The sequence below is a fragment of the Paenibacillus sp. FSL M7-1046 genome (assembly GCF_038007405.1).
Classification (GTDB): Bacteria; Bacillota; Bacilli; order Paenibacillales; family Paenibacillaceae; genus Paenibacillus_AQ.
In genome coordinates this window covers 5,707,873-5,733,392 of the sequence record NZ_JBBOXB010000001.1, presented here as the reverse complement: position 1 = coordinate 5,733,392, position 25,520 = coordinate 5,707,873, and the positions used below count along the sequence as shown (strand labels likewise).

The following is a 25,520-nucleotide window of genomic DNA, read 5'->3' as shown; positions in this document are numbered from 1 at the left end:
TCTCTAATTCCCGCACGCTCCCGCATTGCTGTCAGAGTCCATTCAGCCCTGAAGTTCTCCCGGCAGCTTTAGCACTCTTACCTTGGCGCCGGTGCTTAAGCTGCGCTCTTCCGGCGGAACGACAATCAGACAGTCGCTGTCCTTGATCGTTACCATGACCGAAGATTCGTCGATTGCTGCCGGATAGGCATACAAGCAGCCGTCACGGAATTCCAGCCTTGCACGCACATAACGTGTATAATTGTTCACCTTCGAATAATCTGCGCCAAGCACAGCCGTCCATTCCGGCAAAAAAGGCAGCGTAGCCCCCTGCATCAGAGAAATGACCGGCCTCGCAAACAGCTGAAAACCCACGAAGCAGGCTCCGGGATTGCCGGATAGTGCCAGCAGCAGCTTGCCTCCGCGAACAGCGGCTGTTGTGACGCTGCCCGGGCGCATCGTAACTTTATTAAAAAGCATGTCGCCGCTGTTCTCCCGGACCAGATCACCCATAATATCGTAATCCCCCACCGATACCCCGCCCGTAGTGATTACCATGTCATAACTATCCAGAGCCATTTGCACTTTGCTCCGGGCCAGCTCCAAATCATCTATGATCGCACCCAGCATGACAGGCTCCCCCCCGGTCTCCCGCACCAGCGCTTCCAGCATCGGTGAGTTGCTATTGCGGATTTTGCCGGGTTGAAGTGGCTCATCTACCTCCAAAAGCTCAGTACCCGTAGCAAAAATCCCGATCTTAGGCCGTCTAAGTACTTTGACGGTATGAACTCCAAGCGCTGCCAGCGCAGCGATCTCACCTGCAGCAATCTTCCCTCCTGCAGAAAGTACAAGCTCTCCTTCCTTCAGTTCAAAACCCTCCTGAGTGATATTGCGGCCAGCCTGCTGCGGCTTGCGGAGTCCGACAAAACTTTTGCCACCCTCTTCCCGGGTTTCCGTGATCTCCAGCATCACAACCGTATCCGCACCTTCGGGCACCTGCGCCCCTGTCATAATTCGCGCGGCTGTTCCGGACGTTATACTTACAGCGGGTACAGCTCCGCAAGGAATATCATCCACGACTTCCAGCCAGACCACGCGGTCCTGCCCGCAATCCTTGGTATCCCCGGCGATCAGCGCATACCCGTCCATCCCTGACCGGTTAAATGCCGGAAAAGGATGCGGCGCAATCACCGGCTCGGCCAAAAAACGCCCGCAGCTCTGATTCAGCGGCACTTCCTCACCATCCAGCAATTTTGCATATTCAATCACCCGGGCTTGCGCTTCTTTAACCTGGAGTGCTTTTCGATGAAATTTATGATCCGGCGTATCCTGTCTGCTATTCATAAGAACCCTCCGTCCATTGTCTCATGTGGCATCATGTGCCTACTGTTTGCTGCTCCGGCACAGAACTATTTTAACATGAGACCCGGGAAAGTGATATTTGGATATGAGTGTCTGCTCACGGTACGTTCCGCATAGCTTTGTGAGACAAAGCAAAAAGGATACCCGCTATAGAAGCGCAGGTATCCTCTAATCCCCATTTGGGATGCAGAAAACAGGTGTTGAATTACGAAGCCCGGATCACTTTGACATCTCCCGGAATGACTTTTTCGCCTTCATAAAGCATAAACCGCCCATTCTGCCATTCCACACGCAGCAGCCGGTAATCATCAGACTGGTACTGCCAGACATGCTGCTCTCCGCCATTGGTATACGGCGTCTGTCCTGTTACCGCTGCGAACCCTTCGTATTCTTCCTCCAGGTGGAACGTGTAACCATCCAGCTCCAGCGTAGAAGGTACCTCGGCAGGATCATCCAGCCGCCCGTCAATCGGTTGATACAGACTGTATTGCAGCTGTTCACGCTCTTCGATATACAGATAGGAGATCTTGCTTCCGTCACGGAGTGTCAAGACAACTGCATTGCGGCCGCTGGTTTTCGTCCGTCCCGTTACTTCATAAGTAACCAGTGACACTTCGCAAATATCCCCCGGGGAGAGATTCAGCATACTTTTTGGGGCAGCCGGTGCTTCTGTTTTGGAAAAAAGATTACCAATACGTTTCCATATACTCAAACTCCATCATTCCTCCTGTTATATTTAACCTCTTATGAAAGCCGCAATAATTAATGCCCCTGTTACATGCAGCGAACCAGCTAATAATCCATAACCGATTTTGCCCAGCTGGGTGCCATAATCAAGATTAAGCTTACCCCAGCGGCTCAGCAGCAGACGGACTGCCTTTTCAAGGAAAAACAAAAGAACAAAGGAAACTACGGAGACAATAAGCGCATCTCCCAGACCCTTTGAAGTGGAAATGGAAGCCGATAATATGTAGGCTTGTGCCAGCAGTTTCAGTACGAAACGCGTTGTGACCGCCATATTGCCTGCCTTCAGTTCCTCCAAATCATTATAACGGGTAAACAGCGAATCCACGAACATCAGTACACATAGAAGCACTGCGCCGCTCACCGTCCATACAACCATGGACACCAGAGTTTGGAAATCCATTGCTTTAGCCCCCGCTTATTCAGATTGCTGCTCTATCCGACCACATAGAGAAGGCGAAGGAGAAACCGCTAGTTCCGTCTCCCCTTCGCCTGTGAACACCGGCTTTAGGACCGGTAAGTCCATATCCTATTGTTTGTCGTATTGCTTCATCAGCGCAGCCAGCTCATCTTCTACAGCTTGGTCCTTGCCCAGCTTCTCGAATTCATCGTCAAGTGATTTATTGCCCGAGCTCATCTCATTGCTGGCTTCTGCCTGAGCTTCAGCTTGCAGCATCTTTTCTTCCATGCGCTTCAGTCCGGCGGAAGCCGAGTCAGAGCTGAAACCGCTCATTGCCTTATTGATTTCAGTTTGCGCCTTGGCGGCATTGAAGCGGGCTACCAAAGTCTCACGTTTGTTCTTCATCTCGGTGAGCTGTTTGCGCATTTCCTCCAGTTTGGCACGCAGGTTGTCGGCCGAAGCTTTATTCTGATCGAAGCTTGTTTTGTACTCCACCAGCTTGACTTCAGCAGATTTCTTCTCTTCCAGCGCGCGGCGGGCCAGATCGGCATTGCCGGCTTGGGCTGCCGTATGCGCCTGCTGGTTGCGCTTGGCTACAAGTGCTTCCTGCTCTTCATACAGCTGTTTGAATTTCTTCTCGATGGCGATCTGGGCAGCTACCGCTTTCTCGGCATCCTCCAAATCCTCGGTCATGTCACGGATATATTGGTCCGTCATTTTGACCGGGTCTTCCGCCTTGTCAATAATCGCATTCACATTGGACATGGTCAAATCACGCAATCTTTTAAATATAGACATCGGTTCATTCCTCCAAAATAAAAGTTAATTGCTCATTTGGTATCTTTTACGCAGAGTGTCGAGAATCGTTTCAAATTTATTGCGTTAAATATTGATCCACCTTGCTGTTTACGATTTCTACAACTTTAGTGATGCCCTCTTTGCTCAAATCATCATAATGAATGCCCATAACCACCGTGACCGTCTTGCCCAGTGCAGCCGATACCTTGAGCGCGATGGCTTCACTGATTGTATGCTCTTTGTGATGGGGGACGGCAGAGGTGGAGACGCTGATGTTATCACCATCAACATATGCGGTGCTTGCCGCACCGATATGGCGGACCCCTCCGGTAATGAGCAGCAGTAAATCACGGCCTACAGCTATTGCAGACAGTTCAATGTCCTCTGGATGGAACTCATAAGCAACCAACCCGATCTCCCCTTCCCATTATATTAACCTTGAAGCATGAAGATATCTCAGGTCAGCGAAAAACAGTACGTGCAAAACTTGGGAGAGCTCACACAATACCGCGGATCTCGTCCAGGGAAGAGATGTTCTCTGCTAGCATGAACTGCTGCAGTTCCTCCACTAGCGTACTGCCTGCCCGCAGGTTCATGAAATTATAGGTTCCAACCTGGATAACCGTTGCTCCGGCCATAATGAATTCTATAATATCCGTTGCCGAGGTAATCCCGCCCATACCGATTACCGGAATAGACACCCGTTTGGCTACCTGATGCACCATACGCAGCGCCACCGGCTTGATCGCCGGACCGGATAGTCCGGCATACAGATTATTGAACACGCTGCGGCGGCGGCGGACATCGATCTTCATCCCTGAGATCGTGTTAATCAGCGAAACCGCATCTGCCCCCTCTTCCTGGCACATCTCAGCCATTTCGGCGATATCCTCGGCGTTCGGTGACAGCTTCACGGCGAGCGGAAGTTTCGTTGCTGCTCTGACCGCACGCACGACCTCCTGTGCAGCAGGAGTCTTGACACCGAATGCGATGCCTCCTTCTTTTACGTTGGGGCAGGAAATATTAAGCTCTATCATGTCCACCGCAGTTGTGCCGGCTAGACTCCGGGCTTCGGCATCCCGCTGGATCAGCTCGGCGCCAAGCACATAATCATGCAATGTATTGCCGCCAAGATTCACGATCCGTGCAGTGTCCAGTGTCTCCCAATATGGAAGTTCCTTGGCCAGAAACCCTTCCACTCCAGGGTTCTCCAGACCGACACTGTTCAGCATGCCGGAAGCCGTCTCATAGACGCGAACACCGGGGTTTCCGGCCTTGGCGTTAAGAGTAAGACCTTTGCCGGAGATTCCTCCCAGCATGGATACATCATAAAGCTTGCCATACTCGCGGCCGAAGCCGAAAGTGCCGGAGGCCATGACGATTGGATTCTTGAAATGTACGCCTGCTATATTTGCAGTTAAATTAATCATGGAAGAGCACCTCCTCCGCCAAAAAGACCGGCCCGTCCGCACATGCCTTGCGCTGCCCGTCACGGCAGGACACACTGCATACGAGACATGCGCCTATCCCGCAGGCCATCCGGTTCTCCAGTGAAAGATACACGCCGGTTTTTTTGCCTGCTGTGTCGGCTGCGAAGCCTTTTAATTGCGCTGCTTTCAGCATGGGATGCGGTCCACAGACAAAAATATGATCATAGCTGGTAAAATCAACACTGTCGAGAATCAGGCCGCCGACATTGACCGTCAGCTCCGCCGCCAAGGGACGAAATGCTTCCGTACGGAAGGCTTCCCGGCTGAATCCCAAATAAATGTCACTGCCCGGAAGCTTCTGGGCACAGTAATAAAGCGGAGCAATGCCAATCCCCCCGCCTACCAGAGCAACCTTCCCCTTAACTTCGGGAAAGCCATTGCCAAACGGCCCTTCAAGATCAATGTTATCTCCGGGTGTCAGACCGGCAAAGATTTCAGTTCCTTCCCCGACCACATGATAGAGAAATTCGACACCGTCATCGTTTACTTGATGTATGCTAAGCGGTCTGGACAACAGCGGATAGGCTCCCCATGCCCGCAACATGTAGAATTGACCCATTTCACCGCCGTAATTCCCTTCAACCCGAAGGTGGTACACTCCATCAGCCAGCCGCTCGTTAGTTATAACTGTCGCCACGTTATCAAGCTCCTTCAAATTTAATCTTATTAACCATGCCCTAGAAGGAGTTTAAAATCTGTGACATATTTCACATTTGTAGAATGCTATTTTCTGTTCCATACCCCGCGCTCATAGGGTTTCGGCACATTCGCTTGGTCTACCCCGCCAAGTGCTTCCTCAGCATGCAGCGCCCAGTAAGGGTCACTGAGCATTGCCCGGCCAATAGCCACGAGTTCCGCCTTCTCTTCGGCAACTACGGACTGGGCTTCTGCGTAGTTCTCGAGACGTCCTACCGCTATAACCGGAACCTGCAGGCCGCTTCTGATATATTCAGCGAGATCCACCTGATACGCCGGACCTGCGTTAGGTCCGCCATTAGAGCCGACCGGTCCTTCTCCGCCAGAAGATACATGGAACATATCTACGCCAGCGTCTTTATACCGGCGGCAAATGTCCAGAGCGTAGGCTTCATCATAGCCGCCTTCGACATATTCTTTGGCCGATACTCTCATCAGCAGCGGCATCTCTGCGGGCAATACTTCTCTAACTGCTTGGACCACTTGTTCACCGAACAGTGCCAAATCAGCTCCGTACTCATCCTCTCTGACGTTAGTGAGCGGGGAATGGAACTGATGAATCAGGTATCCATGGGCACCGTGAATCTCTACCGTGTCAAAACCGGCTTCCACTGCTCTGCGCGCGCCCTCACGGTAAGCCAAGACAAGCTCTGCGATCTCTTCTTTGGAGAGTGCCTGAGGTATTTTGGACTTCTCATCGAACGGAATTGCCGAGGGAGCAACCGGCGGCTCCGCATCCAGCGCCTTGCGGCCTGCATGACCTAACTGAATAGCAATTTTTGCGCCGTACGTATGGACCCCATCCGTAATCTTGCGGTAGGCCGCTATCTGGTCATCGCTCCAGATCCCGGTGTCGTGGTTAGTGATGCGCCCGTCCAGATGCACACCGCTCATCTCTACAATAATAAAGCCGGTTCCGCCAACGGCGCGGCTGACATAATGCACGAAATGCCAATCATTTGGGATTCCGTCCTGCTTGTGCACCGCATACTGGCACATCGGGGGCATAACTATCCGATTCTTTAGAACCAAGGCCTTCAATTCATAAGGCTTGAATAAATCAGTCATTTCGATTCCAACCTTTCCGGTTATCCGATTTATAGTGGAAGCGATTCTCCCATTTCATTAGTATACACGTAAATTTCACGGCAATAAATCTCAACCTGCGAGGATGGAAGTTCAGCATAAATTAGCCTTCACTTGGGGATAACAAGGGAGAAACCGCAGTGAGCGAAGTTATATAGGAGGTGTGGATGAATGGATAAGCTGCTAAAAGGGCGGAAACTGCTCATTCTCTTAGCGATTACAATGGTTCTGTTTAGCCCCGTGACCTCTGCAGAGCTTGTTTCAGCCTCTCCTCCCCTTCTGCAGCAACCGGAAGAGAACGGAACCCCTCCGCCACAGAATGCTGCCGAAGACGAAGTAGAGGCTATCGCACCCGGTTCTTCTTCTTCCGCAGCGGCTGCCCGGCGGCAAAAACGCAGCAGAACTCTGTCTCTAAGCCAGCTGATGCGCAAATATCCGGAGACGATCATGACCCAGGGCCCCCGGAACAGGATGATCGCCCTGACGTTTGATGATGTTCCTGATCCGCGTTTCACACCGCAGCTGCTGGATGTTCTCCGCAAATATCATGTGAAAGCGACCTTTTTTGTCGTCGGAAGCCGGGCGGAGAAACATCCTGCGCTGGTGCAGCGGATGATCAGGGAAGGCCATGTTGTCGGCAACCACTCTTATAATCATCCGGAATTCGGGAAGCTAAGTGTAAATGAATTCCGGACACAAATTATGCGCACCGAAAATATTATTGCTGCCCTTGCCGGGTACAAGCCACGATTAATTCGCCCGCCGTATGGGGATGTCAGTGAGCAACAGCTCAAATGGGCAAAAAGTCACGGCTACAAGCTGATCAATTGGAATGTTGATTCTTTGGACTGGCGGGGGTTGTCTAAATCGCAGGTAAGAAACAACATTTTGTCCCATGCGGGCAAGGGGGCGATTGTGCTGCAGCACGGCGGCGGCGGCCAGGGAAGCAATCTTCGGGGGACAATCCAGGCGCTCCCGGAAGTTATCAATATCTTGCGCAAGCGGGGCTATACTTTTGTAACTGTCCCCCAAATGCTTCAGGTTGATAAAAATAAATGACTTATAGCGCAAACCAGCTTCGCCTTCCCTCTAGAACCGGTGTCCGTTTATTGAAATTAAAAAAGGAAACGAGCTGCCATGATCTCCGGCATTCATCGTTTCCTTTTGAGTGTGGCTTAATAGCGGCATGGAGCCGTTAAAGCTGACTATTCAATAATGTACAAATTCACGTACTGAAATCCAAAATCCGATACGAAGCTTTGGCTTCCGGGAATAAAAATATCTATACGGTTGCCTTTGATCGCACTTCCCATATCCGTGGCCGTGGCCAGAAATGCCTGCTTCGGGAGCCCGGGATGCGAATGTCCGGTCACCAGCACCTTCGTGCCGAGCGGAATCACATTCGGATCTACAGCAATCGTGCCCAGCTTAAGCGCATCGCCGAAATAATCGACCGCCCCCCATTTGCCGTTCTCACTGGCTGCCGAGGAGTAGGCTGTAGCTTTGGCCTGAATAATTTTGGCATAGTTGAATTCTTTACCCCAGGCTTGAACTGTATTGGATTCCTTCTCCACGTTCAGGCTGGTCGAAATGACGGAAGCTGGGGACGAGGTGTCTGCAGCGGCAATAAGTTTATTCTCACGTGGTATGGTGAGCTTAAGCCCCGGATAAATATTCACGCTCGCAACCGACTTGTTGGCATTCATGAGTTCATCGACACCGATACCGTAATAGTTCGATAGTGTATAATAGGTGGTAGTTTCTCCTGCAATGTGTACGCTGTCCGCCTTGGCGGGGACTGCATGCAGCAGTGTACTGATGCCAACGGCAGCAGCAAGGGCTGTAATGGCTCTGAATCTGATCTTCATATTTGCCTCCTTCATTAGTGGGTGCAAGAGGATTCCCGTGAGGGAATATCTCGCGCCAAGATAACTCTGGACGTATGTACCTTCTTCTTTACCGGCATATCCAGTGCAGTAGTTTGTAAACTAACAGTATTGAATATATCACAATTTTGTAACCAATGCCTAAGAAATTGTTACCATTCTGATAGAATTTACTTTTTCTCCACACCACGAAAGGAATACTATTACATAGTAATTATATATTCCCAATATATTAAGAGATTTTTTAAGATATTCGGATATTATCCGCGAAAATTTTACACAGATTTAACAATTCCCCCTTCGGCAAATAGTAGAATGGTAGAATACGATAAAGTTATTAAGACATTGAAGCACACTTGGAGGGTCTATGAACGCAGAAGAGAAAAAAAACAACCATAGCAGTCCAGCTACTGCTTACCTCAACCGGGACTTAAGCTGGATCGAATTTAACCGCCGCGTACTGCTTGAAGCGCAGGATCTGGATAATCCGCTGATGGAACGGGCTAAATTTCTAGCGATCGTATCCAGCAACCTGGATGAGTTCATCAGTGTGCGTGTAGCCGGAATTCAGGATCAGATTAGAGCCGGCTATACGAAAAAGGATTTCACCGGCTATACCCCCTCCGGATTGTATAAACGTCTGATCAAGCGGGTCACCAAAATTATTGCCGACCAATACCGCACCTTCCGCGATATTTCCCGGCATTTGCATAAAGAAGGGATTGTCTTTGTTAACTATGAGGATCTGACCCAGGCTCAGGAGTTGTCAATTGAGCAGTATTACCGCGACATTATTTTCCCTGTTCTGACTCCGATGGCCGTTGACCAGAGCCGTCCGTTTCCGCTTGTGCATAGCCAGTTCATCTATCTGGCCGTGGTGCTGACCCGTAAGAACAGCCAGGAAGAAGAGCCTTATTTCGCCATCCTGCAGATCCCTTCCAACCTGCCGCGATGCATTCCGCTCCCTCACCGTTCCAACAGCAAAAAACGGCAGTTCGTCTTTATTGAGGATGTTATCCGCCATCATATTCAAACGTTATTCAGCGGCTATGAGCCGGTAGCAGTCAGCGAGTTCCGTCTAACCCGCAACTCTGATCTGACGATTGATGAGGAAGGCGCAGAGGATTTGCTCGAGGAGATTGAAAAGGAGCTGCGCAAACGCCGCCGGGGTGTTCCCGCCCGGCTTGAGGTGCAAAAAGGGATTCATCCGTATGCCCTTGAACAGCTGCAGGCCGAATTCGAGCTTGAGGATTTTGTCTTTGAAATTGACGGACCCCTTGACCTAGGGTTCCTGCGGGGATTCGCAGGCAGCCTGAAGGGCTTCAGTTACCTGTTTGATGCTCCGATAGTGCCGCAATATCCGGCGGAATTTGAGGAGAATGAGGATTTCTTCGAAGTGCTTCGCGAGCGAGATGTGCTAGTGTACCATCCATACGAATCCTTTGATGCGATGAGCGACTTTATTATTCAGGCTTCCGAGGATGAGCATGTCATGGCCATCAAGATGACCCTGTACCGGGTCAGCGGCAACTCGCCGTTGATTACCGCCCTGGCCAATGCCGCAGAATCGGGCAAACAGGTTACCGTGGTAGTAGAGCTGAAAGCCCGGTTTGACGAAGAGCGGAACATTGCCTGGGCACGCAAGCTGGAACAATCCGGCTGCCATGTCGTCTATGGCCTGGTCGGGCTCAAAACGCATGCTAAAGTAACACTGATCGTCCGCCAGGAAGGGAACGAGCTGCGCCGCTATGTACATGTCGGTACCGGGAACTACAATGACAGCACAGCCAAAGCCTACACCGACCTCAGCCTGTTCACTGCCAATAATGAAATTGGGCTGGATGCCTCAGAGCTGTTCAACCAAATGACCGGTTATTCCGCCAATTATGACTGGAATGCCTTCATCGTCGCTCCGACTAACATGAGCCTGTCGCTGCAAAAGCTGATTCTCCGCGAAGCCGAGCACGCAGCAGCCGGCAGACCGGCACGAATTATAGCCAAGATGAACTCTTTATCCAATCAGGAGGTCATCGACAGCCTGTACAGCGCAGCCCAGGCCGGTGTATCCATCGATTTGATTGTACGCGGCGTCTGCTGCCTGCGCCCGGGCATTGAAGGCCTGAGTGAGCGGATCACAGTCCGCAGCATCGTTGACCGTTTTCTTGAGCATTCACGCATTTATTATTTCGAGAATGGCGGCAAGCCGGAAGTGTATTTATCCAGCGCCGACTGGATGACACGCAATTTGACCCGGCGGATAGAACTGATGTGTCCGGTGCTGGACAGCGGCATCCGCAAGCAGATCGTCAAGATCCTTGATCTGTCGCTGAAGGATAATGTGAAAGCCAGCTTCCTTCAGCCGAATGGATATTACGAACGGCCGGACGACAAAAAGGCTCCCTTCCGGAGCCAATTAGCCGCTTTGGAGGTCAGTCATTGGAAAGGGAGCCGAGCTTTACCTTCACCGACCAAGCATTCTTAAATGCTTTTAGGGCGTTCTCAATGTCTTCCTGTCCGATATGCACCTCACCTACACCCTCAAGCTCCAGATGAAGAGTATTGCCGTGCAGCTCAGCATTCAATCCACGGATTACACCGATCTCGGTGCTGTCCAGAGCAATGCTAAGCTGTACGAGCGTACCCAGCTTATGAATCCACTCCTCGTCGGAAGCCAGTAAAATGTCCTTATGGGTCTGGGACAATTTCTGCTTCCGGCTTTTTGTGCTGTAGGAAGCAATAAGCGCACTGAGAATCAATTGCCGGTGAGTAAGACCGCGGATCGGTGAATTCATCAGCCAGTAGCGTGTATGCCGTTTCGACTGGTAGTAGTTAATATTCGACCCTGTACGGTGCAGCATGATGGAGACATAGATCAGCATCTTCTGCTCTTCGCGGTCACCTTCATGTCCCAAAGCGCCAAACAGACTCATCGCAAGCTTGCAGATATGTTCCAGATGCCCTTTAGAAGTGCGGATATCGAAGCGGATAATCGTATCCAGACTGAACTCCAGCGCACTGTCACACACCGGCTGCTCAGGATTTAAGAGGTCATGCAGCATGCCTTCCCGCAAACCTTCCCCGCTGATGAGTGCCTGACTGGCTCGGATATAGTTGTAAACTGTATGGAAAATGACCAGCCCCGACACAATGATGTCCGCCCGGCTCTTGGACAACCCTTCCATATCTTTCCGTTTCTCATAAGGCGTATCAGGCAGTATCTCCATAAACCGGTCTATCGTTTCACTGGAGAGTACATAACCATGAGAATTCGGCAAGGAATACTCCCGCATCTTCTGGTCCAGCTTGCCTAATGAACGGAGCGTTCCCCCGAGGCCGTATAATGGAAGACCCGCACCGGTGCTTAGCCACTCATGCTCGACCAGCCTGCCGGTCACATAAGCCTGGAGCTTCTTCACTTGTTCGCCGTTCCAGTTGCCGTGGTGGCTGAACATGAGGTTGGTGTTGACCGCACCGAATGGAAAGGAGATGCTGTGCTGATAGCGCCGTCCGCGGAACAGGGTAACCTCCGTACTGCCGCCGCCGATATCAATCACGAATCCGTCCTGCACATCAAAGGCATTAATGACACCAAGAAATCCAAAGTAAGCTTCCTGATAACCGCTGATCACCTCAATTGGAATAGAGGAAGTCTCTGAAAGATATGTAATAATCTCGAAAGAATTTGCGGCGTTGCGGATGGCCGCTGTCGCTCCTGCACGGATCCTCTCCACCTCAAAGGCACTGCAAATCTCCTTGAACTGGCGCAAGACAGGAATAATGGTGTCCATATCTTTCCGCTCAAGCCTGCCCTCTTTTGTAATCTTCTCACTTAGCCGGGCAGAGTATTTGCACTCCTTGATGATTTTGTAACCTCCTTGCCGCGTTGTATCATAAATCACAAGACGAATGGAGTTGGAACCAATATCAATGATGCCTATCCGGCATAGATCATCGCTCATCTGTATGTACCCCCTTCAAGTTGATCGAGCATATTTATATACTATATCACCCATTTAGGTCTTAACCAAAAACAAAACGGCCGCCGGAGTTATTTCCAAGGGCCGTTTAGTGCGTTTCTATAAGACTTTGCTGAGGAAATCGCGGGTCCGGTCATGCTTCGGATGGCCGAAGACTTCCGCGGGTGTCCCCTGCTCTACGATATAGCCGCCGTCCATAAAAAGAATCCGGTCGCCCACTTCACGGGCAAAACCCATTTCATGAGTGACAATAACCATCGTCATCCCGTCTTCGGCCAGCTTCTTCATCACTTCCAGCACCTCGCCGACCATCTCAGGGTCAAGCGCCGATGTCGGCTCATCGAAGAGCATCACATGCGGCTGCATGGCCAATGCACGGGCGATGGCGATCCGTTGTTTCTGCCCGCCGGAGAGTTGAGCCGGGTAAGCATCGCGTTTATCTTCTAGCCCTACCGTCCGCAGCAGCTCCATAGCAATTTTTTCAGCTTCCGCCGGCTGCTGCTTTTTTACTTTGAGCGGAGCCAGCATGATATTCTGCAGCACCGATTTATGCGGGAACAGGTTAAACTGCTGGAACACCATGCCCATTTTTTCACGGGTCACATTAATATCATGTTTCTTCGCTGTGATGGATTCGCCTTCAAAGGTGATTTCTCCCCCAGTGGGCTGCTCCAGCAGATTCAGACAGCGCAAAAAGGTACTTTTGCCGGAGCCGCTGGGTCCGATGACCACCACAACTTCGCCTTTTTGAATTTCGAGGTCAATGCCCTTCAGGATTTCCAGCTTGCCAAAATATTTTTGCAGGTTGTTAACGGCGATCATCCGTATTCAGCCTCCTTTCGAGAATGCCAAGCAGCTTAGATAAAGTGAATGTAAGGATAAAATACATAATGGAAATGATGATCAGCGGTGTAAGCCCCTCATAAGTAATGGCTGTAATATTTCTGGCCTGGAAAAGAAGATCCGCCACCCCGATCATCGACACAATGGACGACTCCTTAATGATCGTAATGAACTCATTGCCGATAGCCGGCAGCACATTCTTCAGCGCCTGGGGAAGCACGATGTAGCGCATGGTCATCCCTTGCTTCATCCCGAGAGAACGGGCTGCTTCCATTTGGCCGCGGTCCACGCCTTGAATACCGGCACGGAAGATCTCGGCCAGATAAGCCGAACTGTTAATCGTGAGTGTAATCGCACCCGACTGAATCGCCGAAAATTCCAGACCTAATTCTACTAAGCCGTAATGGATGAGAAAGAGCTGTACCAGCATTGGCGTACCGCGCAGAAATTCAACCCACGCGGTAGCGATAAACCGCAGTACGCTCCACTTGGACATGCGCAGCAGAGAAACTATAATTCCCAGTACAAAGCCGCAGAGTACCCCAATCAATGCCAGCAGCAAGGTGTATTTTAAGCCGGAGAAAAAAAGATTGCGGTATTCATATGCCATATCGAATAGATTCATTGCAGGCCTAACCTCCTGTCTTCTTGTAGGATTTCAAAAAAATAGAAAACAGCGGATCACCGCCATTTTCTGAATAGTGTAACTGTACTCTGCATAACTGTCCTTACTTCTGAAAGTGCCGGAATCTGGGCTTCCTTTATTTGCTTATGGAAAGGTCGCTTGCAGCCGATACGTACTCTTCAATCTTGCCGTCTGCCGTCAAACGTTTCAAGGTTGTATTCACTTGATCCAGCAATTCTTTATTGCCTTTCTTCACTCCGATAACGTATCCGTCATCCTCTACCACAGGTTTGGCGTCAGTAATGACGAGGCCCTTCACATTCTTCACGAACGATTCGGCAACAGGCCCTTCCATAATAGAAGCATCTACACGGTTAGATTGCAGCTGCATAACAATCTCAGTCATTTTGGTCAGCGAGGTCAGCTTCGCCCCTTCAATTTCTTTGGCGATTTCTTCCTGAATCGAACCTGTCTGAATGCCGATCTTGGTGTTCTTCAGGGCATCCATAGTAGCAAATTTATCTTTATCAGCTTCACGAACGACAACCGCTTGCTCTGCTTTAAAGTAAACATCGGAGAGGCCGACTGCTTCTGCACGTTTCGGTGTATAGCTCAGTCCGGAGATAACAATATCCACTCTTCCGCTCGATAGCTCGTTCAGCAGGGAATCAAAAGGAAGATCCCTGATAACCAGCTCAGCACCCATATCAGCAGCGATATCCTTGGCAATCTCGATGTCAAAGCCTACGATCGTATCCTTGCCATCTATCATTTTATGGAATTCGTAGGGCGGAAATTCTGCGCTGGTTCCCAGCGTCAGTGTTTTGGCTGCAGTTTCGCTGCCCGCGTTGCCATTCGATGCTGCATTTTTATTATCATCATTGTTATTGGTACCACAGCCGGTCATAAGTCCTACCGCTATCAGCATGCCTAAAGAAAGTTTACCCCATTTTTTCATCTGTATATCTCCCCTATCCTGTTTTAGTACTCTAAGTTGTGCCTTTGACCGATTTATTATAAATCACTCCGCATGAATATGCAAAGACAAATTTGTGACAAAGCCCGTTAAATCAACGTTAGAAAAATATGGTGTAAGCTTGCATTACGTTCCCTCATTTTGCACACGCCCTGACTTGAAGTATATACTATTTACTATCTCCAGCTGCTTCCTGGAATAAACGGAATTGGTTCACAATGACCTCTAGAGTGGTAATAACATGCAAACTGTATGAAAAGGATGCCTGCGAGGTCAGTTGTTCGAAGTGGTTGCAATGATGAGAATGCTCACAAACATAGGCTATGCTTTCGAAGTCAGTTTGTTCGAAGTGGTTTCAGTGATGAGAATGCTCACAAACATTAAGGAGGTGCAGGCCATGCTGCTGGAAGCGATGTACCATGTTCCCCGTGACAAGTGGGCTTATGCCTACGATACAAAAACTATACATCTGCGTGTTCGCACCAAACGTGACGATGTGGACTGTGTAGCAGCCCTTACAGGTGATAAATATGATTGGAAGCATACCTTTTATGAAATCATAATGGAAAAAGCCGCCTCCGACGACAGATTCGATTATTGGGAGGCTGCGGTCCGGCCTAAATATAAACGGCTCAGCTATACTTTTCGCGTCAGCAAAGGACAGGAAAATGTATATTTGCTTGATAACGGCATCCGTTCGGAATGCCCTCAGCCGCCTAACCACTTCTACGAGTTTCCCTATATACATCAAATTGATCTGTTCAAGGTTCCCAACTGGGCCAAGGATGCGGTGTTTTATCAAATTATGACCGAACGTTTCGCTAATGGCGATCCCGCCAATGACCCGGAAGGAACCGAAGCCTGGGGCGGAACTCCGAAGCTGGACAATTTTTTCGGCGGAGACTTGCAGGGAGTGCTGGATCATCTTGATGATCTGCATGAACTGGGTATCAATGCTGTATATTTCACTCCGCTATTCCTCTCCCCTTCCAACAATAAATATGACATCGTGGACTATAAAAAAATCGACCCCCATTTTGGAGATAATGAGCTGCTGAAACATGTAGTCGAGGAATGCCACCTAAGAGGAATACGGGTGATGCTGGACGCCGTCTTCAATCATTGCAGCGACAAGTTCCCGCCTTTTCAGGACGTGCTGGAGAAGGGTGAATATTCGGTTTATAAAGATTGGTTCCATATCAACTCCTTCCCGGCTGAGGTGGCCGACGGTATTCCTACGTATGACACTTTCGGCTTTTTTGGCAATATGCCCAAATTCAACACAGCAAACTACGAGGTCAGAGCCTACCTGCTGGAAGTCGCCGAATATTGGATCAAGGAGATCAAAGTAGACGGATGGCGGCTGGACGTTGCCAATGAGGTGGATCATCATTTCTGGCGCGACTTCCGCAAAGTGGTGAAATCCGCCAACCCGGAGGCCTATATCGTTGGTGAGGTGTGGAGTGACTCCCTTACATGGCTGCTGGGCGATCAGTTCGACTCGGTGATGAACTACCCGTTCTCAGGTACGGTGCTGGAATTCTTTAATGGCGGTATGGATGGCATCACCTTCGGACAACGGATCGGCGCTCTGTTAATGAGATATCCGCAGCAGACAAACGAGGTGGTCTTCAATTTGCTCGGCAGCCATGACACTCCCCGTTTGCTGACGGTGGTCGGAGAAGATAAACGGCGCCTCAAGCTGGCGGTTGTTTTCCTCTTCACCTTTATGGGGACACCCTGTATTTATTACGGGGATGAGATCGGCCTGACCGGCACAGAAGATCCCGACTGCCGTAAATGCATGGAGTGGGATGAAAAGAAGCAGGACCGCGAGCTGTATGATTTTTACCAGATGATGATCTTCCTGCGCAAAGGGCACAAAGCCCTTCGAGAAGGCAGATTCCGCATTCTGGTGGCCTGTGAAAATGACCCCTGCATCGTGTACGAACGTGCGGATGAAATCATTCATTTCACTGTCTGGATGAACAATTCCCCGGAGCCTCGCACGCTTAGACATCCGATGGAAACCGATGACTGGCAGGATGCGCTTACCGGCGAACCGGTTGCCCCGAAAGAGGGGATTATGCATATTTCGCTTGATCCTTATGGTTACCGGATTCTGTGCCGTAATTTAAGCTGAAGGCAACAAGTTTGTGACCTATTGAAACCAGTCAAACACGATAAAGTGTCTGACTGGTTTATAATGCTATACCCTCTCGAATATCCTTATATCAAAAAAAGGCACTCCTAAAGTCTTAAAGACTTGTAGGAATGCCTCTTTGTGCTTTATTTATGTGTGATTTTGTTGTAGATGTCGATATACTGCTGCGCGGAAACGTTCCAGCTGTAGTCACCGGCAAAAGCGTTTTTCGTGATTTTTTTCCAGTGTTCCGGCTTGCGGTAGAACGATACAGCCCGGCGCAGAGTATGCATCATGTCATGCGCGTTGTAATCCTTAAATGTGAAGCCGTTGCCTTCGCCAGTTTCCTCGTTATAGGCATGAACGGTATCATTAAGCCCGCCTGTCTCACGGACTACAGGAATACTTCCATAACGCAGCGCCAGCAGTTGGCTGATTCCGCAAGGCTCGAACTTTGATGGCATCAGGAACAGATCGCTGGCCGCATAAATTTTGCGCGACAAAGCGTCATTGAACAGAATCTGCGAAGACAGCTTGGTCGGGTACCGCCATGCCGCTTCACGGAACCAGCGTTCATAGGATTCGTCCCCTGTGCCAAGCAGTACAAATTGAATATCATCGTAATACAGCAGCTCATCCAGCACGCGTGTCAGGAGATCAAGACCCTTGGAATCAACCAGCCGCGTAACCATTGCGACCATCGGAATATACGGGGCTACGGGCAACCCTAACTCCTGCTGCAGGCCCAGCTTATTCTCAGCCTTCTTCGCCAGATTTGAACGGTAACGTGTAAAGATTTGCGGATCGCTGTTGGGATTGTAGCTCTTGGTATCAATGCCGTTAACAATCCCGCTGAGACTGTCCGCCCGGGAAGAGAGCAAGCCATCCAGACCATATCCATAATAGGCCGTACGAATTTCTTCCGCATAAGTAGGACTGACCGTAGTCACATGATCACTATGGACGATCCCGCCCTTCATATAGTTCACGTTGCCGTAATACTCTACACCGCTGAAGTAGCTGTTATCCAGGCCAAGCAGCTCACCCAGCACGGAATAAGGAAACACGCCTTGATATAGCAGATTGTGAATGGTAAGGACAGTGCGCATGTCGCTGTAGAACGGATCATGCCGGTAATGGCCCTGAAGCAGCATCGGAATGACAGCAGCATGCCAATCATGGCAATGCAGCACATCCGGCTGAAAGTTAATGGCCGGCAGGCATTCCAGAACCGCCCGGTTATAGAACGCAAACCGTTCACCATCATCCAGATATCCATAAATGCCGTCACGGCCAAAATAATATTCATTGTCGATAAAATAGACCGGAATACCATCGTAAATAATCTGTTCTATGCCGCAATACTGATTGCGCCAGCCAACAGGAACATCCACTACGGCTACATGCTCCATTTGCGAAGTGAACTTCTCCGGAATTCCCCGGTATTTGGGCAAAATCACCCGTACATCCACTCCTGCGCCCTTTAGCGCCTTGGGTAGAGCTCCAATGACATCAGCCAAACCACCTGTCTTAACAAAAGGATGGGCTTCGGCTGCAGCAAATAAAACTTTCATTCAGATTCCCCCTTAAATGTACGAATTCCTCTATTTCAAGCTTGTTTGACCACCTTGCGGCCGGATTTCTTGAGCACCAGAAATCCAAGTGCAGGAATGGTCAGCTCTATGCTGTTCAACTGGTTATGCCATTCTTTCTTGCTGCTCTTCATAGGCTCATTGCTGGCACCCGAGCCGCCAAACCGAATGTCCTCAGAGCTGAATATCTCTTCATAAGTTCCCGGGCGGGGTACGCCAATCCGGTACTGACGCCGTTCCACCGGCTGAAAATTGATAATTACAAGCAAGGTATCTACGGGCCTCTTGCCTCTGCGGATATAGGACACAATACTTTGGCCATTATCGTCGGCATCAATCCACTGATAGCCTTCCATTTCATGATCAAGCTCCCACAATGCTTTTTCCGCCAAATACAGCTTGTTCAGCGCAGCGGTATAGGCCAGTATTCCGCGGTGGCTTTCATAATCCAGCAGCAGCCAATCGAGCTGCTCCTGGTCCTTCCACTCGATAAATTGTCCAAATTCTCCACCCATGAACAGCAGCTTTTTGCCGGGATGGGTAATCTGGTAGCCCAGCAGCAACCGGAGACCGGCAAATTTCTGTTCATAAGAGCCTGGCATCTTGTCCAGCAGTGATTTCTTGCCGTGCACCACTTCATCATGAGAGAGCGGCAGTGTGTAGTTCTCGGCATAGGCATAACAAATTGGGAAGGTCAACAAATTATGATGATAGGGCCGTGCCCCGAAATCATGTTCTATGTAGCCCAGTGTGTCATTCATCCAGCCCATATTCCATTTGTAGTTGAAACCGAGTCCCCCTTGATGAGCTGGAGACGTAACGCCAGGCCAGGCGCTGGATTCCTCCGCCATCATCAGTGCTTTCGGATAATACTGGAAGATTGCTTTATTCAGCTGCTGTATGAAACGGATGGCTTCAAGATTCTCAAGACCGCCGTTTTGATTGCGTCTGAACTGATGGCCTTGCTTCTCAAAATCGAGCCGCAGCATGCTTGTAACCGCATCAACTCTCATGCCATCTATATGATACTGCTCGAACCAGAACAAGGCATTTGAAATCAGAAAGGAGGATATTTCCGGCTTGCTGAAATCAAAGGAAAGCGTGCCCCAGCCCGGCTTCTCGGCCAGCATGGGATCCGCATACTCATACAGCGGTGAACCGTCAAACATTCTCAGGCCATGCGCATCTTTGGCAAAATGGGCCGGAACCCAGTCAAGAATGACCCCAATGCCTGCCTGATGCAGCTGGTCAATTAAATACATCAGCTCATGCGGCTCTCCGTAACGGCTCGTTGCGGCAAAATATCCGGTTCCCTGATAACCCCAGGATAAATCATAAGGATGTTCAGCCAGCGGCATAAACTCGACATGGGTATAACTCATCTCCAGCAGATAAGGGATCAGCAGATCGCTTATTTCCCGGTACGTGTAGAATTCTCCGTCTTCCTTCTGACGCCATGTGCCGAAATGCATTTCATAAATGTTCATCGGCGCGTTGTACGGTGCTTTATTCCGCCGCCTCCAGGAAGCGTCTCCCCAGCTGTAGCCGCTAAGATCCGCCACCACTGATGCCGTCGCCGGACGCACTTCAGCCTTGAATGCATAGGGATCAGCTTTAAGGAAGCTGTCGCCATTCGCTGCGGCAATCCTGTATTTGTAAAAAGTTCCCGGCTCTATGCCCGGAAAAAAACGACTCCAAAATCCTGAATCGGGTATCTTATATAACGAGTCCACGTCCTGCGTTCCATCCCAGCCGTTATGATTACCAGCCAGTCCTACATATGTCGCATGAGGAGCCCACACGGTAAAGCGTACGCCGGTCATTCCTTCTTCAGCGGCAATGTGCGCGCCCAGCATCGTATAGCTGCGATAATTCGTGCCCTCATGGAACAGGTAAATATCTTCAAATGACGGGAGGTTTTCTGCTTCTTGTATGTCAGGCAAATCATCACCACCTTATTATATAGGATGCACCTATAACATTACCCGAATGTTGGGCGTTTGAAAATGATTTTACAAGCAAAATAAGCTTTCACAGAATAAAGAAAATATTCATGTAATTTTTCTTGCGGTAACGCAATATATTTCACCTATGTCGTTTCAAGCGCTTGTGGGGAGTTTATATTACAAGCATTGACAAAAAAATGGGAGGGATAACAAATGAGTAAAAAAGAATGTATCGCCATGCTCCTGGCGGGTGGTGAAGGCCGCAGATTGGCCCCCCTGACCAGCACAATGGCAAAGCCTGCAGTCCCTTTCGGAGGACAGTATAGAATCATTGACTTTCCCCTCAGCAATTGTGTGAATTCCAATATCGACACTGTAGGCGTACTGACGCAGTACGAAGCTAATTCCTTGCATCAACACATTGGTGAAGGGGAGCCCTGGGGGCTTCACAGCACAACTGATCAGGGTGTCAGACTGCTACCTTCGGGAGTTGAAGGCCGTGAAAGTTATTCTGGAACAGCCGATGCCATTTATAAGAACATTGAGTTTATTGACAGTCAAAATCCTGAGCATGTACTGATCCTCTCGGCAGATCATATTTACCATATGGACTATCGAAAAATGCTGGATTACCATATCGGCAAATCCGCCAAAGCCACCATCTCGGTAATGGAAGTGCCTTGGGATGAAGCAAGCCGCTTCGGTGTGATGAACGTAAATGAGGAACTCCAAATTTCAGAATTTGCCGAAAAACCAAAAGTACCTAAAAGCAACCTCGCTTCGATGGGGATTTATCTATTCGAGTGGAAATACCTGAAAGAACATCTTCTCCGTGATGCCGCAAATCAGGCTTCCAGCCATGACTTCGGCAAAGATGTGATCCCGACGATGCTGGAGGCTAATGATGAATTGTTTGCCTTCCGTTTTGAAGGCTACTGGAGAGATGTAGGTACAGTGGGCAGCCTCTGGGAAGCGCATATGGATCTTCTGCAAGCCGATAACGGCTTCAAGCTCGACAACTCGAAGTGGCCAATGTATAGCCGGGCCCGCCGGACCAAACCCGCTGCAGTTAAACCACGTATGCAGTTGCAGATCAAAACAGCAGATTGCCTCGTAAATGAAACTTGCCTGCTGGAAGGCAGCCTGCAGCGCTCTGTAGTGTTCGGCGGTGTGGAAATCGGCAAAATGACCATGATTAAGCAAAGCGTTATTATGCCGGGTGCACGTATCGGCCGGGGCGTAGTAATTGAAAATGCAATTATCGGTGAAGGAGCTGTTATCAAAGACGGTGCTGTAATTAAGGGCAGTGTTGACAACATTGTCGTTGTCGGTCCTAATGAAATTGTGGCCGCCAAACCTGTCATTCGTACTCAGCCTTCCCGCCTACTGCAGGAAGTGTACGAAAAAACCGGACGTCTGCGGGCCGAAGGACTTCCTTCTTAAGATATCAGCTTCCCGTCAGTCTCCAATCTATACAAGAAAAAAGCAGCAGTCTCTGATAACCGGAGCTGCTGCTTTTTCTTGTATATTTACTTTCTGTCGCTTTACTCTCATAAAGAGCCTGTTACAGTAATTCGGGTCCGTTTCCACCCTCTGCTGCAACCGGAGGCTGTTCCTCGGTCAGCGGCAAAATAACAGTAACCTGCGTTCCTTTGCCCAGCTCACTATCCAATTCCAGCTTTCCGTGATGAAGCTCCACAATTTGCTGGGAAATGGCAAGCCCCAGTCCGGTTCCTCCGTTCAGCGCGTCGACCTGGAAGAAACGATCGCGGACTCTGGAGAGGTGGGCTTCGCTGATGCCAATTCCGCTGTCCCTGACAATGACAGCCATCTCCTCCTTGGAGAGACGGTGGGTGGACAAGACAATGCTGGAATCTTCAGGGGAGAACTTCACGGCGTTGTCCACCAAATTCAGGAATACCTGTTTCAGCCGGTTGGCGTCTCCCTTGATATAGATCGTCCCTTCACATTCCAGCAGCAGATGTATACGTTTCTTCTCCGCTTTGGCCCATACATTCAGTATCGTCTCCTGAAGCACCACTTTGATATCGATAAGAGCGATGGATAGCTTCATCTCATTCTGCTGCAGCTTGGAGAAGTCGAGGATTTCCTCCACCAGCCCGATCAGCCGGTCGCTTTCCTTGGATATAATCCCCATACCCAGCTTGGTTTCCTCCGGATCGTAGCCACCTGAAATCAGTGTTTCGCTCCAGCCCTTGATGCTGGTCAGCGGCGTCCGCAACTCATGGGAAATCGAGGAAATGAAATCATCCTTAATCTGATTGCTGCGGATAATTTCATCTGCCATATAGTTGAGTGTGGTTGCCAAATCACCAATCTCATATTTGTAGTCACCTTTGATCCGGGTCGTAAATCTGCCTTTGGCCATCTGCGCGGACACTGCCGTAATATTATTGAGCGGCTTTACAATGGAATTGGCGAGACCGAAGCTGAAGAGCATAACAATAGCCATTACTGCTGCACCGATACCGATGGATACCAAGGTAAGGTTCAGCAAATCTGAGTTGATTCTCTCCATGGACGTAAGGTATCTTACAATAAAAGAATCGCGGCCGTTAATGTGCAGCATTTTGGATACAGCCATAACGCTCTCATTCGTCCCTGCTTGTCTGCCTACCCAGCGTCCGATACTTCCGCCAACCGCTTCTGAAACATCGCTGGTAGTAATCGTACGGTCAGGCTGAAATGGCGTAGATCCGGTAAGGATATCACCGTTAAGGGTCAGTATTTCCAATTCTGTATTATCCATATCGAAGTATTCAAGCAGCTTCTGAAAATGAACGGGCGAACCCTCGTTGGAAAATGTAAATTTATAGAAGTTTTCCGATATTCCGATCTGGGTCGTAATTTTATTATAAACACTATCGTAATAATACGTCCGGATGGCCAGCAGAAAAATAACCTCAACGAGGAGGAGCGCCACGAAGACTACAAGAATATAGTGCAGTACAATCTGTCTGCGCATCCCCTTCTTGATCATTGTCCTTGACCCTTCCATTTATAGCCGTGTCCCCATACGGTCTGTAGGTATTCGGGTTCTGAGGGATTATTCTCAATCTTTTGGCGCAGCCGGCGGATATTCACATCAACAATTTTCGGGTCGCCCATGTACTCCTTGCCCCAGACATGATCCAAGAGCGAGTCGCGGCTGAGCGGTGTGTTTTCTTTTTCCAGGAAAAATTGTACCAATGAAAACTCGGTTGGCGTCAGTTCGATGCCTTCCCCGCTGCGCTTAAACTGTTTGGAAATCAGATCGAGCGTAAACGGCCCCGAATGAAATGAGACCTTTGCAGACTGCTCCCGGTGAACATTGACACGGCGCAGCAGTGATTGTATACGGGCGATCAGCTCCGTAGGACTGAATGGTTTGCTGACATGGTCATCCGCACCGACCGAAAGGGCGTATACCTTATCCTGCTCCTGGACTTTTGCGGTAAGAAAGATAATCCCGAGCCGTTCATTCGTTTCCCGGATGCGTCTGCATACCTCAAATCCGTCGATGCCGGGAACCATTACGTCCAGGAGTGCAATATCAATATCAGGAACCGTAGTCAGCTTGTGCAGTGCTTCATTGCCGTCAGCGGCTTCCAGTACCTCAAATCCGTTGCGCTTGAGATTAATAACTATAAAACTGCGGATGGATTCTTCATCCTCCAGGATTAATACCTTACTCATCGATTCCCTTCCTTTCTATAGGCGAGGTAATTTTATTGTTGTCGCCCCCGCTTGTGTTCTGCTCAACTTCTCCCCGATAGCCGATAAACTTATCAAGATCAAACCCTAATATTTTCCATCCGCTACTCTTTACGCGCTCCCATTCTGCCGGAGAAAAGAATGAGATTTCTGCTACCGTCTCACCGGTATTCGATAAAATAAACTTAAGTGATTTGTCCTGGACCGACTTGGTATCCACTGTAACATTCTCATGCCATTCCGGTAAAAGATCAATCCTGAAGCGGTCCGAAGGATCACGGTATTGCAGCGCGGAAAAGGTTAAGCCGTTTTTGCCGTCCCATTTGTAATAAGAATTGAAATAGGGAATCGTCTCAGGATCAAAATATTCCCAGCCCTTCGGCGGCTCCAGCAATCCGATTTCGATAACGCCGTCGCCGTCGATATCCTCGCTGACAATCTTTCTGTCCTTAAAGGTCCGGGCATCTCCGGGGATCACCACACGCAGCTTATTATTCTCCATCACTACCACCGTCGTGTATGCTGAGCGTGAATCCACTGCTGAATCCAGAATTATACCTTCTTTATTCTCTGCCACTTTTCCTGAGACAATATTGTAATAATTACTGAAATAAGGATCCAGATCGTCAAGCTCATCCAAAACCTTAAAGCCGTCGTTGTACTGATAGGTAGTAATTGTCGCAAACTCATTGCGTTTAAAATACACAACCGTGATGTCTTCAATCCCATCCTCATTGAGATCATCGACCATATATTTCGTGTAGGGCTGGGAGAGCACTTCCTCCAGTTCCCCGCCGGAATAGGAGTAGACCACCATCCCTTTCTCTACACCTCGTGAATAACCGGCAATGATATTCAGCTTCCCCTCACCGGTTACATCCCTTAAATCAACGGAATCCAATTCCGTTCCGCCACCGTCAAATACCAGCTTCTTCTCCCAGACATCGTCCCGCTTCTCCAGGATCATGCCGTGAATCAGTACGGCCTCGTTCTTCGTCGAATAGAAGACGAGTGTCTCCATCGTTCCGTCCTTGTCCAGATCCTCAGTGAAAATAGAGCTGTCATCATCACTAACCGGACGGATCAGCGAAGCTCCGGCTGGCATGTGGGACGTGATTGCCGTCATCAGCGAAGCCTTGTCGGCAGACAGCTCCGGCGCCTTCATCCGCAAAACAGGATCGCTGATGAAGGTGCAGCCCGACAGTATGGACAGAGAAAGAGATACCGCCGCCAGACGTCTCAGAACTCGATTATTCAACTTCA

General features: G+C 49.6%; 22 protein-coding genes. 4 read left to right on the top strand and 18 right to left on the bottom strand.

Annotation, left to right across the window (positions count from 1 at the left end; genetic code table 11):
* Window positions 1-42 precede the first annotated feature (42 nt).
* The 8 genes from NYE29_RS25540 to NYE29_RS25505 form a co-directional block, all read right to left on the bottom strand.
* Window positions 43-1,323, bottom strand: a complete 1,281-nt coding sequence (locus NYE29_RS25540; protein ID WP_340897978.1) for a molybdopterin molybdotransferase MoeA — start codon at window positions 1,321-1,323, stop codon at window positions 43-45.
* 223 nt (window positions 1,324-1,546) lie between these two features.
* Window positions 1,547-2,053, bottom strand: a complete 507-nt coding sequence (locus tag NYE29_RS25535; protein WP_076109570.1) for a DUF4178 domain-containing protein — start codon at window positions 2,051-2,053, stop codon at window positions 1,547-1,549.
* A 24-nt stretch (window positions 2,054-2,077) separates the two neighbouring features.
* Window positions 2,078-2,488, bottom strand: coding sequence for a DUF350 domain-containing protein (locus NYE29_RS25530; RefSeq protein WP_340897975.1), 411 nt, complete (start codon window positions 2,486-2,488; stop codon window positions 2,078-2,080).
* Window positions 2,489-2,614: 126 nt separating this feature from the next.
* Complete coding sequence (locus NYE29_RS25525) at window positions 2,615-3,283, bottom strand: PspA/IM30 family protein (protein WP_038592818.1); 669 nt, start codon at window positions 3,281-3,283, stop codon at window positions 2,615-2,617.
* Between the two features lie 76 nt (window positions 3,284-3,359).
* Entirely contained in the window at window positions 3,360-3,692 is a 333-nt protein-coding gene (gene lpdD / locus NYE29_RS25520) for a prenylated flavin chaperone LpdD (RefSeq protein WP_340897972.1), read from the bottom strand.
* An 88-nt stretch (window positions 3,693-3,780) separates the two neighbouring features.
* On the bottom strand, window positions 3,781-4,713 hold the full coding sequence (locus NYE29_RS25515; protein ID WP_038592824.1) for a dihydroorotate dehydrogenase: 933 nt from the start codon (window positions 4,711-4,713) through the stop codon (window positions 3,781-3,783).
* A complete protein-coding gene (locus NYE29_RS25510; protein ID WP_076109567.1) occupies window positions 4,706-5,410 on the bottom strand; it encodes a dihydroorotate dehydrogenase electron transfer subunit in 705 nt (234 codons plus the stop codon). The genes NYE29_RS25515 and NYE29_RS25510 overlap by 8 nt, the downstream gene beginning before the upstream one ends.
* Before the next feature lie 86 nt (window positions 5,411-5,496).
* Window positions 5,497-6,537: an NADH:flavin oxidoreductase/NADH oxidase gene (locus NYE29_RS25505; RefSeq protein ID WP_340897969.1), complete on the bottom strand. Its 1,041-nt coding sequence runs from the start codon at window positions 6,535-6,537 to the stop codon at window positions 5,497-5,499.
* A 189-nt stretch (window positions 6,538-6,726) separates the two neighbouring features.
* On the opposite strand from NYE29_RS25505, the gene NYE29_RS25500 reads away from it, so the two are divergent.
* Window positions 6,727-7,614 carry a polysaccharide deacetylase family protein gene (locus tag NYE29_RS25500; RefSeq protein ID WP_076109565.1) on the top strand — a complete coding sequence of 296 codons (888 nt, stop codon included), beginning with the start codon at window positions 6,727-6,729 and terminating at the stop codon, window positions 7,612-7,614.
* 146 nt (window positions 7,615-7,760) lie between these two features.
* On the opposite strand, the gene NYE29_RS25495 is transcribed toward NYE29_RS25500, so the two are convergent.
* Window positions 7,761-8,423: a 3D domain-containing protein gene (locus tag NYE29_RS25495; RefSeq protein WP_038592833.1), complete on the bottom strand. Its 663-nt coding sequence runs from the start codon at window positions 8,421-8,423 to the stop codon at window positions 7,761-7,763.
* 385 nt (window positions 8,424-8,808) lie between these two features.
* Here NYE29_RS25495 and ppk1 point away from each other — a divergent pair, with 385 nt between their 5' ends.
* Window positions 8,809-10,923, top strand: a complete 2,115-nt coding sequence (gene ppk1, locus NYE29_RS25490) for a polyphosphate kinase 1 (protein ID WP_340897966.1) — start codon at window positions 8,809-8,811, stop codon at window positions 10,921-10,923.
* Here the strand turns inward: ppk1 and NYE29_RS25485 are convergent.
* The 4 genes from NYE29_RS25485 to NYE29_RS25470 all read right to left on the bottom strand — a co-directional run bounded on the left by NYE29_RS25485 (window position 10,871) and on the right by NYE29_RS25470 (window position 14,844).
* Complete coding sequence (locus NYE29_RS25485) at window positions 10,871-12,400, bottom strand: Ppx/GppA phosphatase family protein (protein WP_340897964.1); 1,530 nt, start codon at window positions 12,398-12,400, stop codon at window positions 10,871-10,873. The two genes, ppk1 and NYE29_RS25485, sit on opposite strands and share 53 nt — an antisense overlap.
* 117 nt (window positions 12,401-12,517) lie before the next feature.
* On the bottom strand, window positions 12,518-13,240 hold the full coding sequence (locus NYE29_RS25480; protein WP_340897963.1) for an amino acid ABC transporter ATP-binding protein: 723 nt from the start codon (window positions 13,238-13,240) through the stop codon (window positions 12,518-12,520).
* Entirely contained in the window at window positions 13,227-13,886 is a 660-nt protein-coding gene (locus NYE29_RS25475) for an amino acid ABC transporter permease (protein ID WP_038592845.1), read from the bottom strand. Before NYE29_RS25475 ends, NYE29_RS25480 begins: the two co-directional genes overlap by 14 nt.
* 136 nt (window positions 13,887-14,022) lie before the next feature.
* Window positions 14,023-14,844, bottom strand: a complete 822-nt coding sequence (locus NYE29_RS25470; RefSeq protein ID WP_076109562.1) for a transporter substrate-binding domain-containing protein — start codon at window positions 14,842-14,844, stop codon at window positions 14,023-14,025.
* A gap of 415 nt (window positions 14,845-15,259) precedes the next feature.
* Between NYE29_RS25470 and NYE29_RS25465 the strand changes: the two genes are divergently transcribed.
* Window positions 15,260-17,005: an alpha-glycosidase gene (locus NYE29_RS25465; protein WP_076109586.1), complete on the top strand. Its 1,746-nt coding sequence runs from the start codon at window positions 15,260-15,262 to the stop codon at window positions 17,003-17,005.
* 146 nt (window positions 17,006-17,151) lie between these two features.
* Here the strand turns inward: NYE29_RS25465 and glgA are convergent, their stop codons facing one another.
* Both glgA and glgB read right to left on the bottom strand, forming a co-directional pair.
* Window positions 17,152-18,579: a glycogen synthase GlgA gene (glgA, locus tag NYE29_RS25460; protein ID WP_076109561.1), complete on the bottom strand. Its 1,428-nt coding sequence runs from the start codon at window positions 18,577-18,579 to the stop codon at window positions 17,152-17,154.
* 35 nt (window positions 18,580-18,614) lie between these two features.
* Window positions 18,615-20,540, bottom strand: coding sequence for a 1,4-alpha-glucan branching protein GlgB (glgB, locus tag NYE29_RS25455; protein WP_340897959.1), 1,926 nt, complete (start codon window positions 20,538-20,540; stop codon window positions 18,615-18,617).
* Between the two features lie 216 nt (window positions 20,541-20,756).
* On the opposite strand from glgB, the gene NYE29_RS25450 reads away from it, so the two are divergent.
* A complete protein-coding gene (locus NYE29_RS25450) occupies window positions 20,757-21,986 on the top strand; it encodes a glucose-1-phosphate adenylyltransferase (RefSeq protein ID WP_076109559.1) in 1,230 nt (409 codons plus the stop codon).
* Window positions 21,987-22,107: 121 nt separating this feature from the next.
* On the opposite strand, the gene NYE29_RS25445 is transcribed toward NYE29_RS25450, so the two are convergent.
* From NYE29_RS25445 to NYE29_RS25435, 3 genes are read right to left on the bottom strand one after another with little or no spacing between them, the layout of a single operon-like run.
* Complete coding sequence (locus tag NYE29_RS25445; RefSeq protein WP_076109558.1) at window positions 22,108-23,544, bottom strand: sensor histidine kinase; 1,437 nt, start codon at window positions 23,542-23,544, stop codon at window positions 22,108-22,110.
* On the bottom strand, window positions 23,541-24,239 hold the full coding sequence (locus NYE29_RS25440; protein WP_038592865.1) for a response regulator transcription factor: 699 nt from the start codon (window positions 24,237-24,239) through the stop codon (window positions 23,541-23,543). The genes NYE29_RS25445 and NYE29_RS25440 overlap by 4 nt, the downstream gene beginning before the upstream one ends.
* Complete coding sequence (locus NYE29_RS25435; protein WP_144024253.1) at window positions 24,232-25,515, bottom strand: hypothetical protein; 1,284 nt, start codon at window positions 25,513-25,515, stop codon at window positions 24,232-24,234. The genes NYE29_RS25440 and NYE29_RS25435 overlap by 8 nt, the downstream gene beginning before the upstream one ends.
* Between the last annotated feature and the right edge of the window lie 5 nt (window positions 25,516-25,520).

Bases quoted from the DNA above. Each gene is read 5' to 3' on its own strand.
- NYE29_RS25500 (WP_076109565.1), top strand. From the start codon at position 6,727: ATGGATAAGCTGCTAAAAGGGCGGAAACTGCTCATTCTCTTAGCGATT.
- NYE29_RS25495 (WP_038592833.1), bottom strand. From the start codon at position 8,423: ATGAAGATCAGATTCAGAGCCATTACAGCCCTTGCTGCTGCCGTTGGC.
- NYE29_RS25475 (WP_038592845.1), bottom strand. From the start codon at position 13,886: ATGAATCTATTCGATATGGCATATGAATACCGCAATCTTTTTTTCTCC.
- NYE29_RS25540 (WP_340897978.1), bottom strand. From the start codon at position 1,323: ATGAATAGCAGACAGGATACGCCGGATCATAAATTTCATCGAAAAGCA.
- NYE29_RS25525 (WP_038592818.1), bottom strand. From the start codon at position 3,283: ATGTCTATATTTAAAAGATTGCGTGATTTGACCATGTCCAATGTGAAT.
- NYE29_RS25485 (WP_340897964.1), bottom strand. From the start codon at position 12,400: ATGAGCGATGATCTATGCCGGATAGGCATCATTGATATTGGTTCCAAC.
- NYE29_RS25530 (WP_340897975.1), bottom strand. From the start codon at position 2,488: ATGGATTTCCAAACTCTGGTGTCCATGGTTGTATGGACGGTGAGCGGC.
- NYE29_RS25450 (WP_076109559.1), top strand. From the start codon at position 20,757: ATGAGTAAAAAAGAATGTATCGCCATGCTCCTGGCGGGTGGTGAAGGC.
- NYE29_RS25440 (WP_038592865.1), bottom strand. From the start codon at position 24,239: ATGAGTAAGGTATTAATCCTGGAGGATGAAGAATCCATCCGCAGTTTT.
- NYE29_RS25465 (WP_076109586.1), top strand. From the start codon at position 15,260: ATGCTGCTGGAAGCGATGTACCATGTTCCCCGTGACAAGTGGGCTTAT.
- NYE29_RS25470 (WP_076109562.1), bottom strand. From the start codon at position 14,844: ATGAAAAAATGGGGTAAACTTTCTTTAGGCATGCTGATAGCGGTAGGA.
- glgA (WP_076109561.1), bottom strand. From the start codon at position 18,579: ATGAAAGTTTTATTTGCTGCAGCCGAAGCCCATCCTTTTGTTAAGACA.
- ppk1 (WP_340897966.1), top strand. From the start codon at position 8,809: ATGAACGCAGAAGAGAAAAAAAACAACCATAGCAGTCCAGCTACTGCT.
- NYE29_RS25480 (WP_340897963.1), bottom strand. From the start codon at position 13,240: ATGATCGCCGTTAACAACCTGCAAAAATATTTTGGCAAGCTGGAAATC.
- NYE29_RS25515 (WP_038592824.1), bottom strand. From the start codon at position 4,713: ATGATTAATTTAACTGCAAATATAGCAGGCGTACATTTCAAGAATCCA.
- NYE29_RS25445 (WP_076109558.1), bottom strand. From the start codon at position 23,544: ATGATCAAGAAGGGGATGCGCAGACAGATTGTACTGCACTATATTCTT.
- NYE29_RS25505 (WP_340897969.1), bottom strand. From the start codon at position 6,537: ATGACTGATTTATTCAAGCCTTATGAATTGAAGGCCTTGGTTCTAAAG.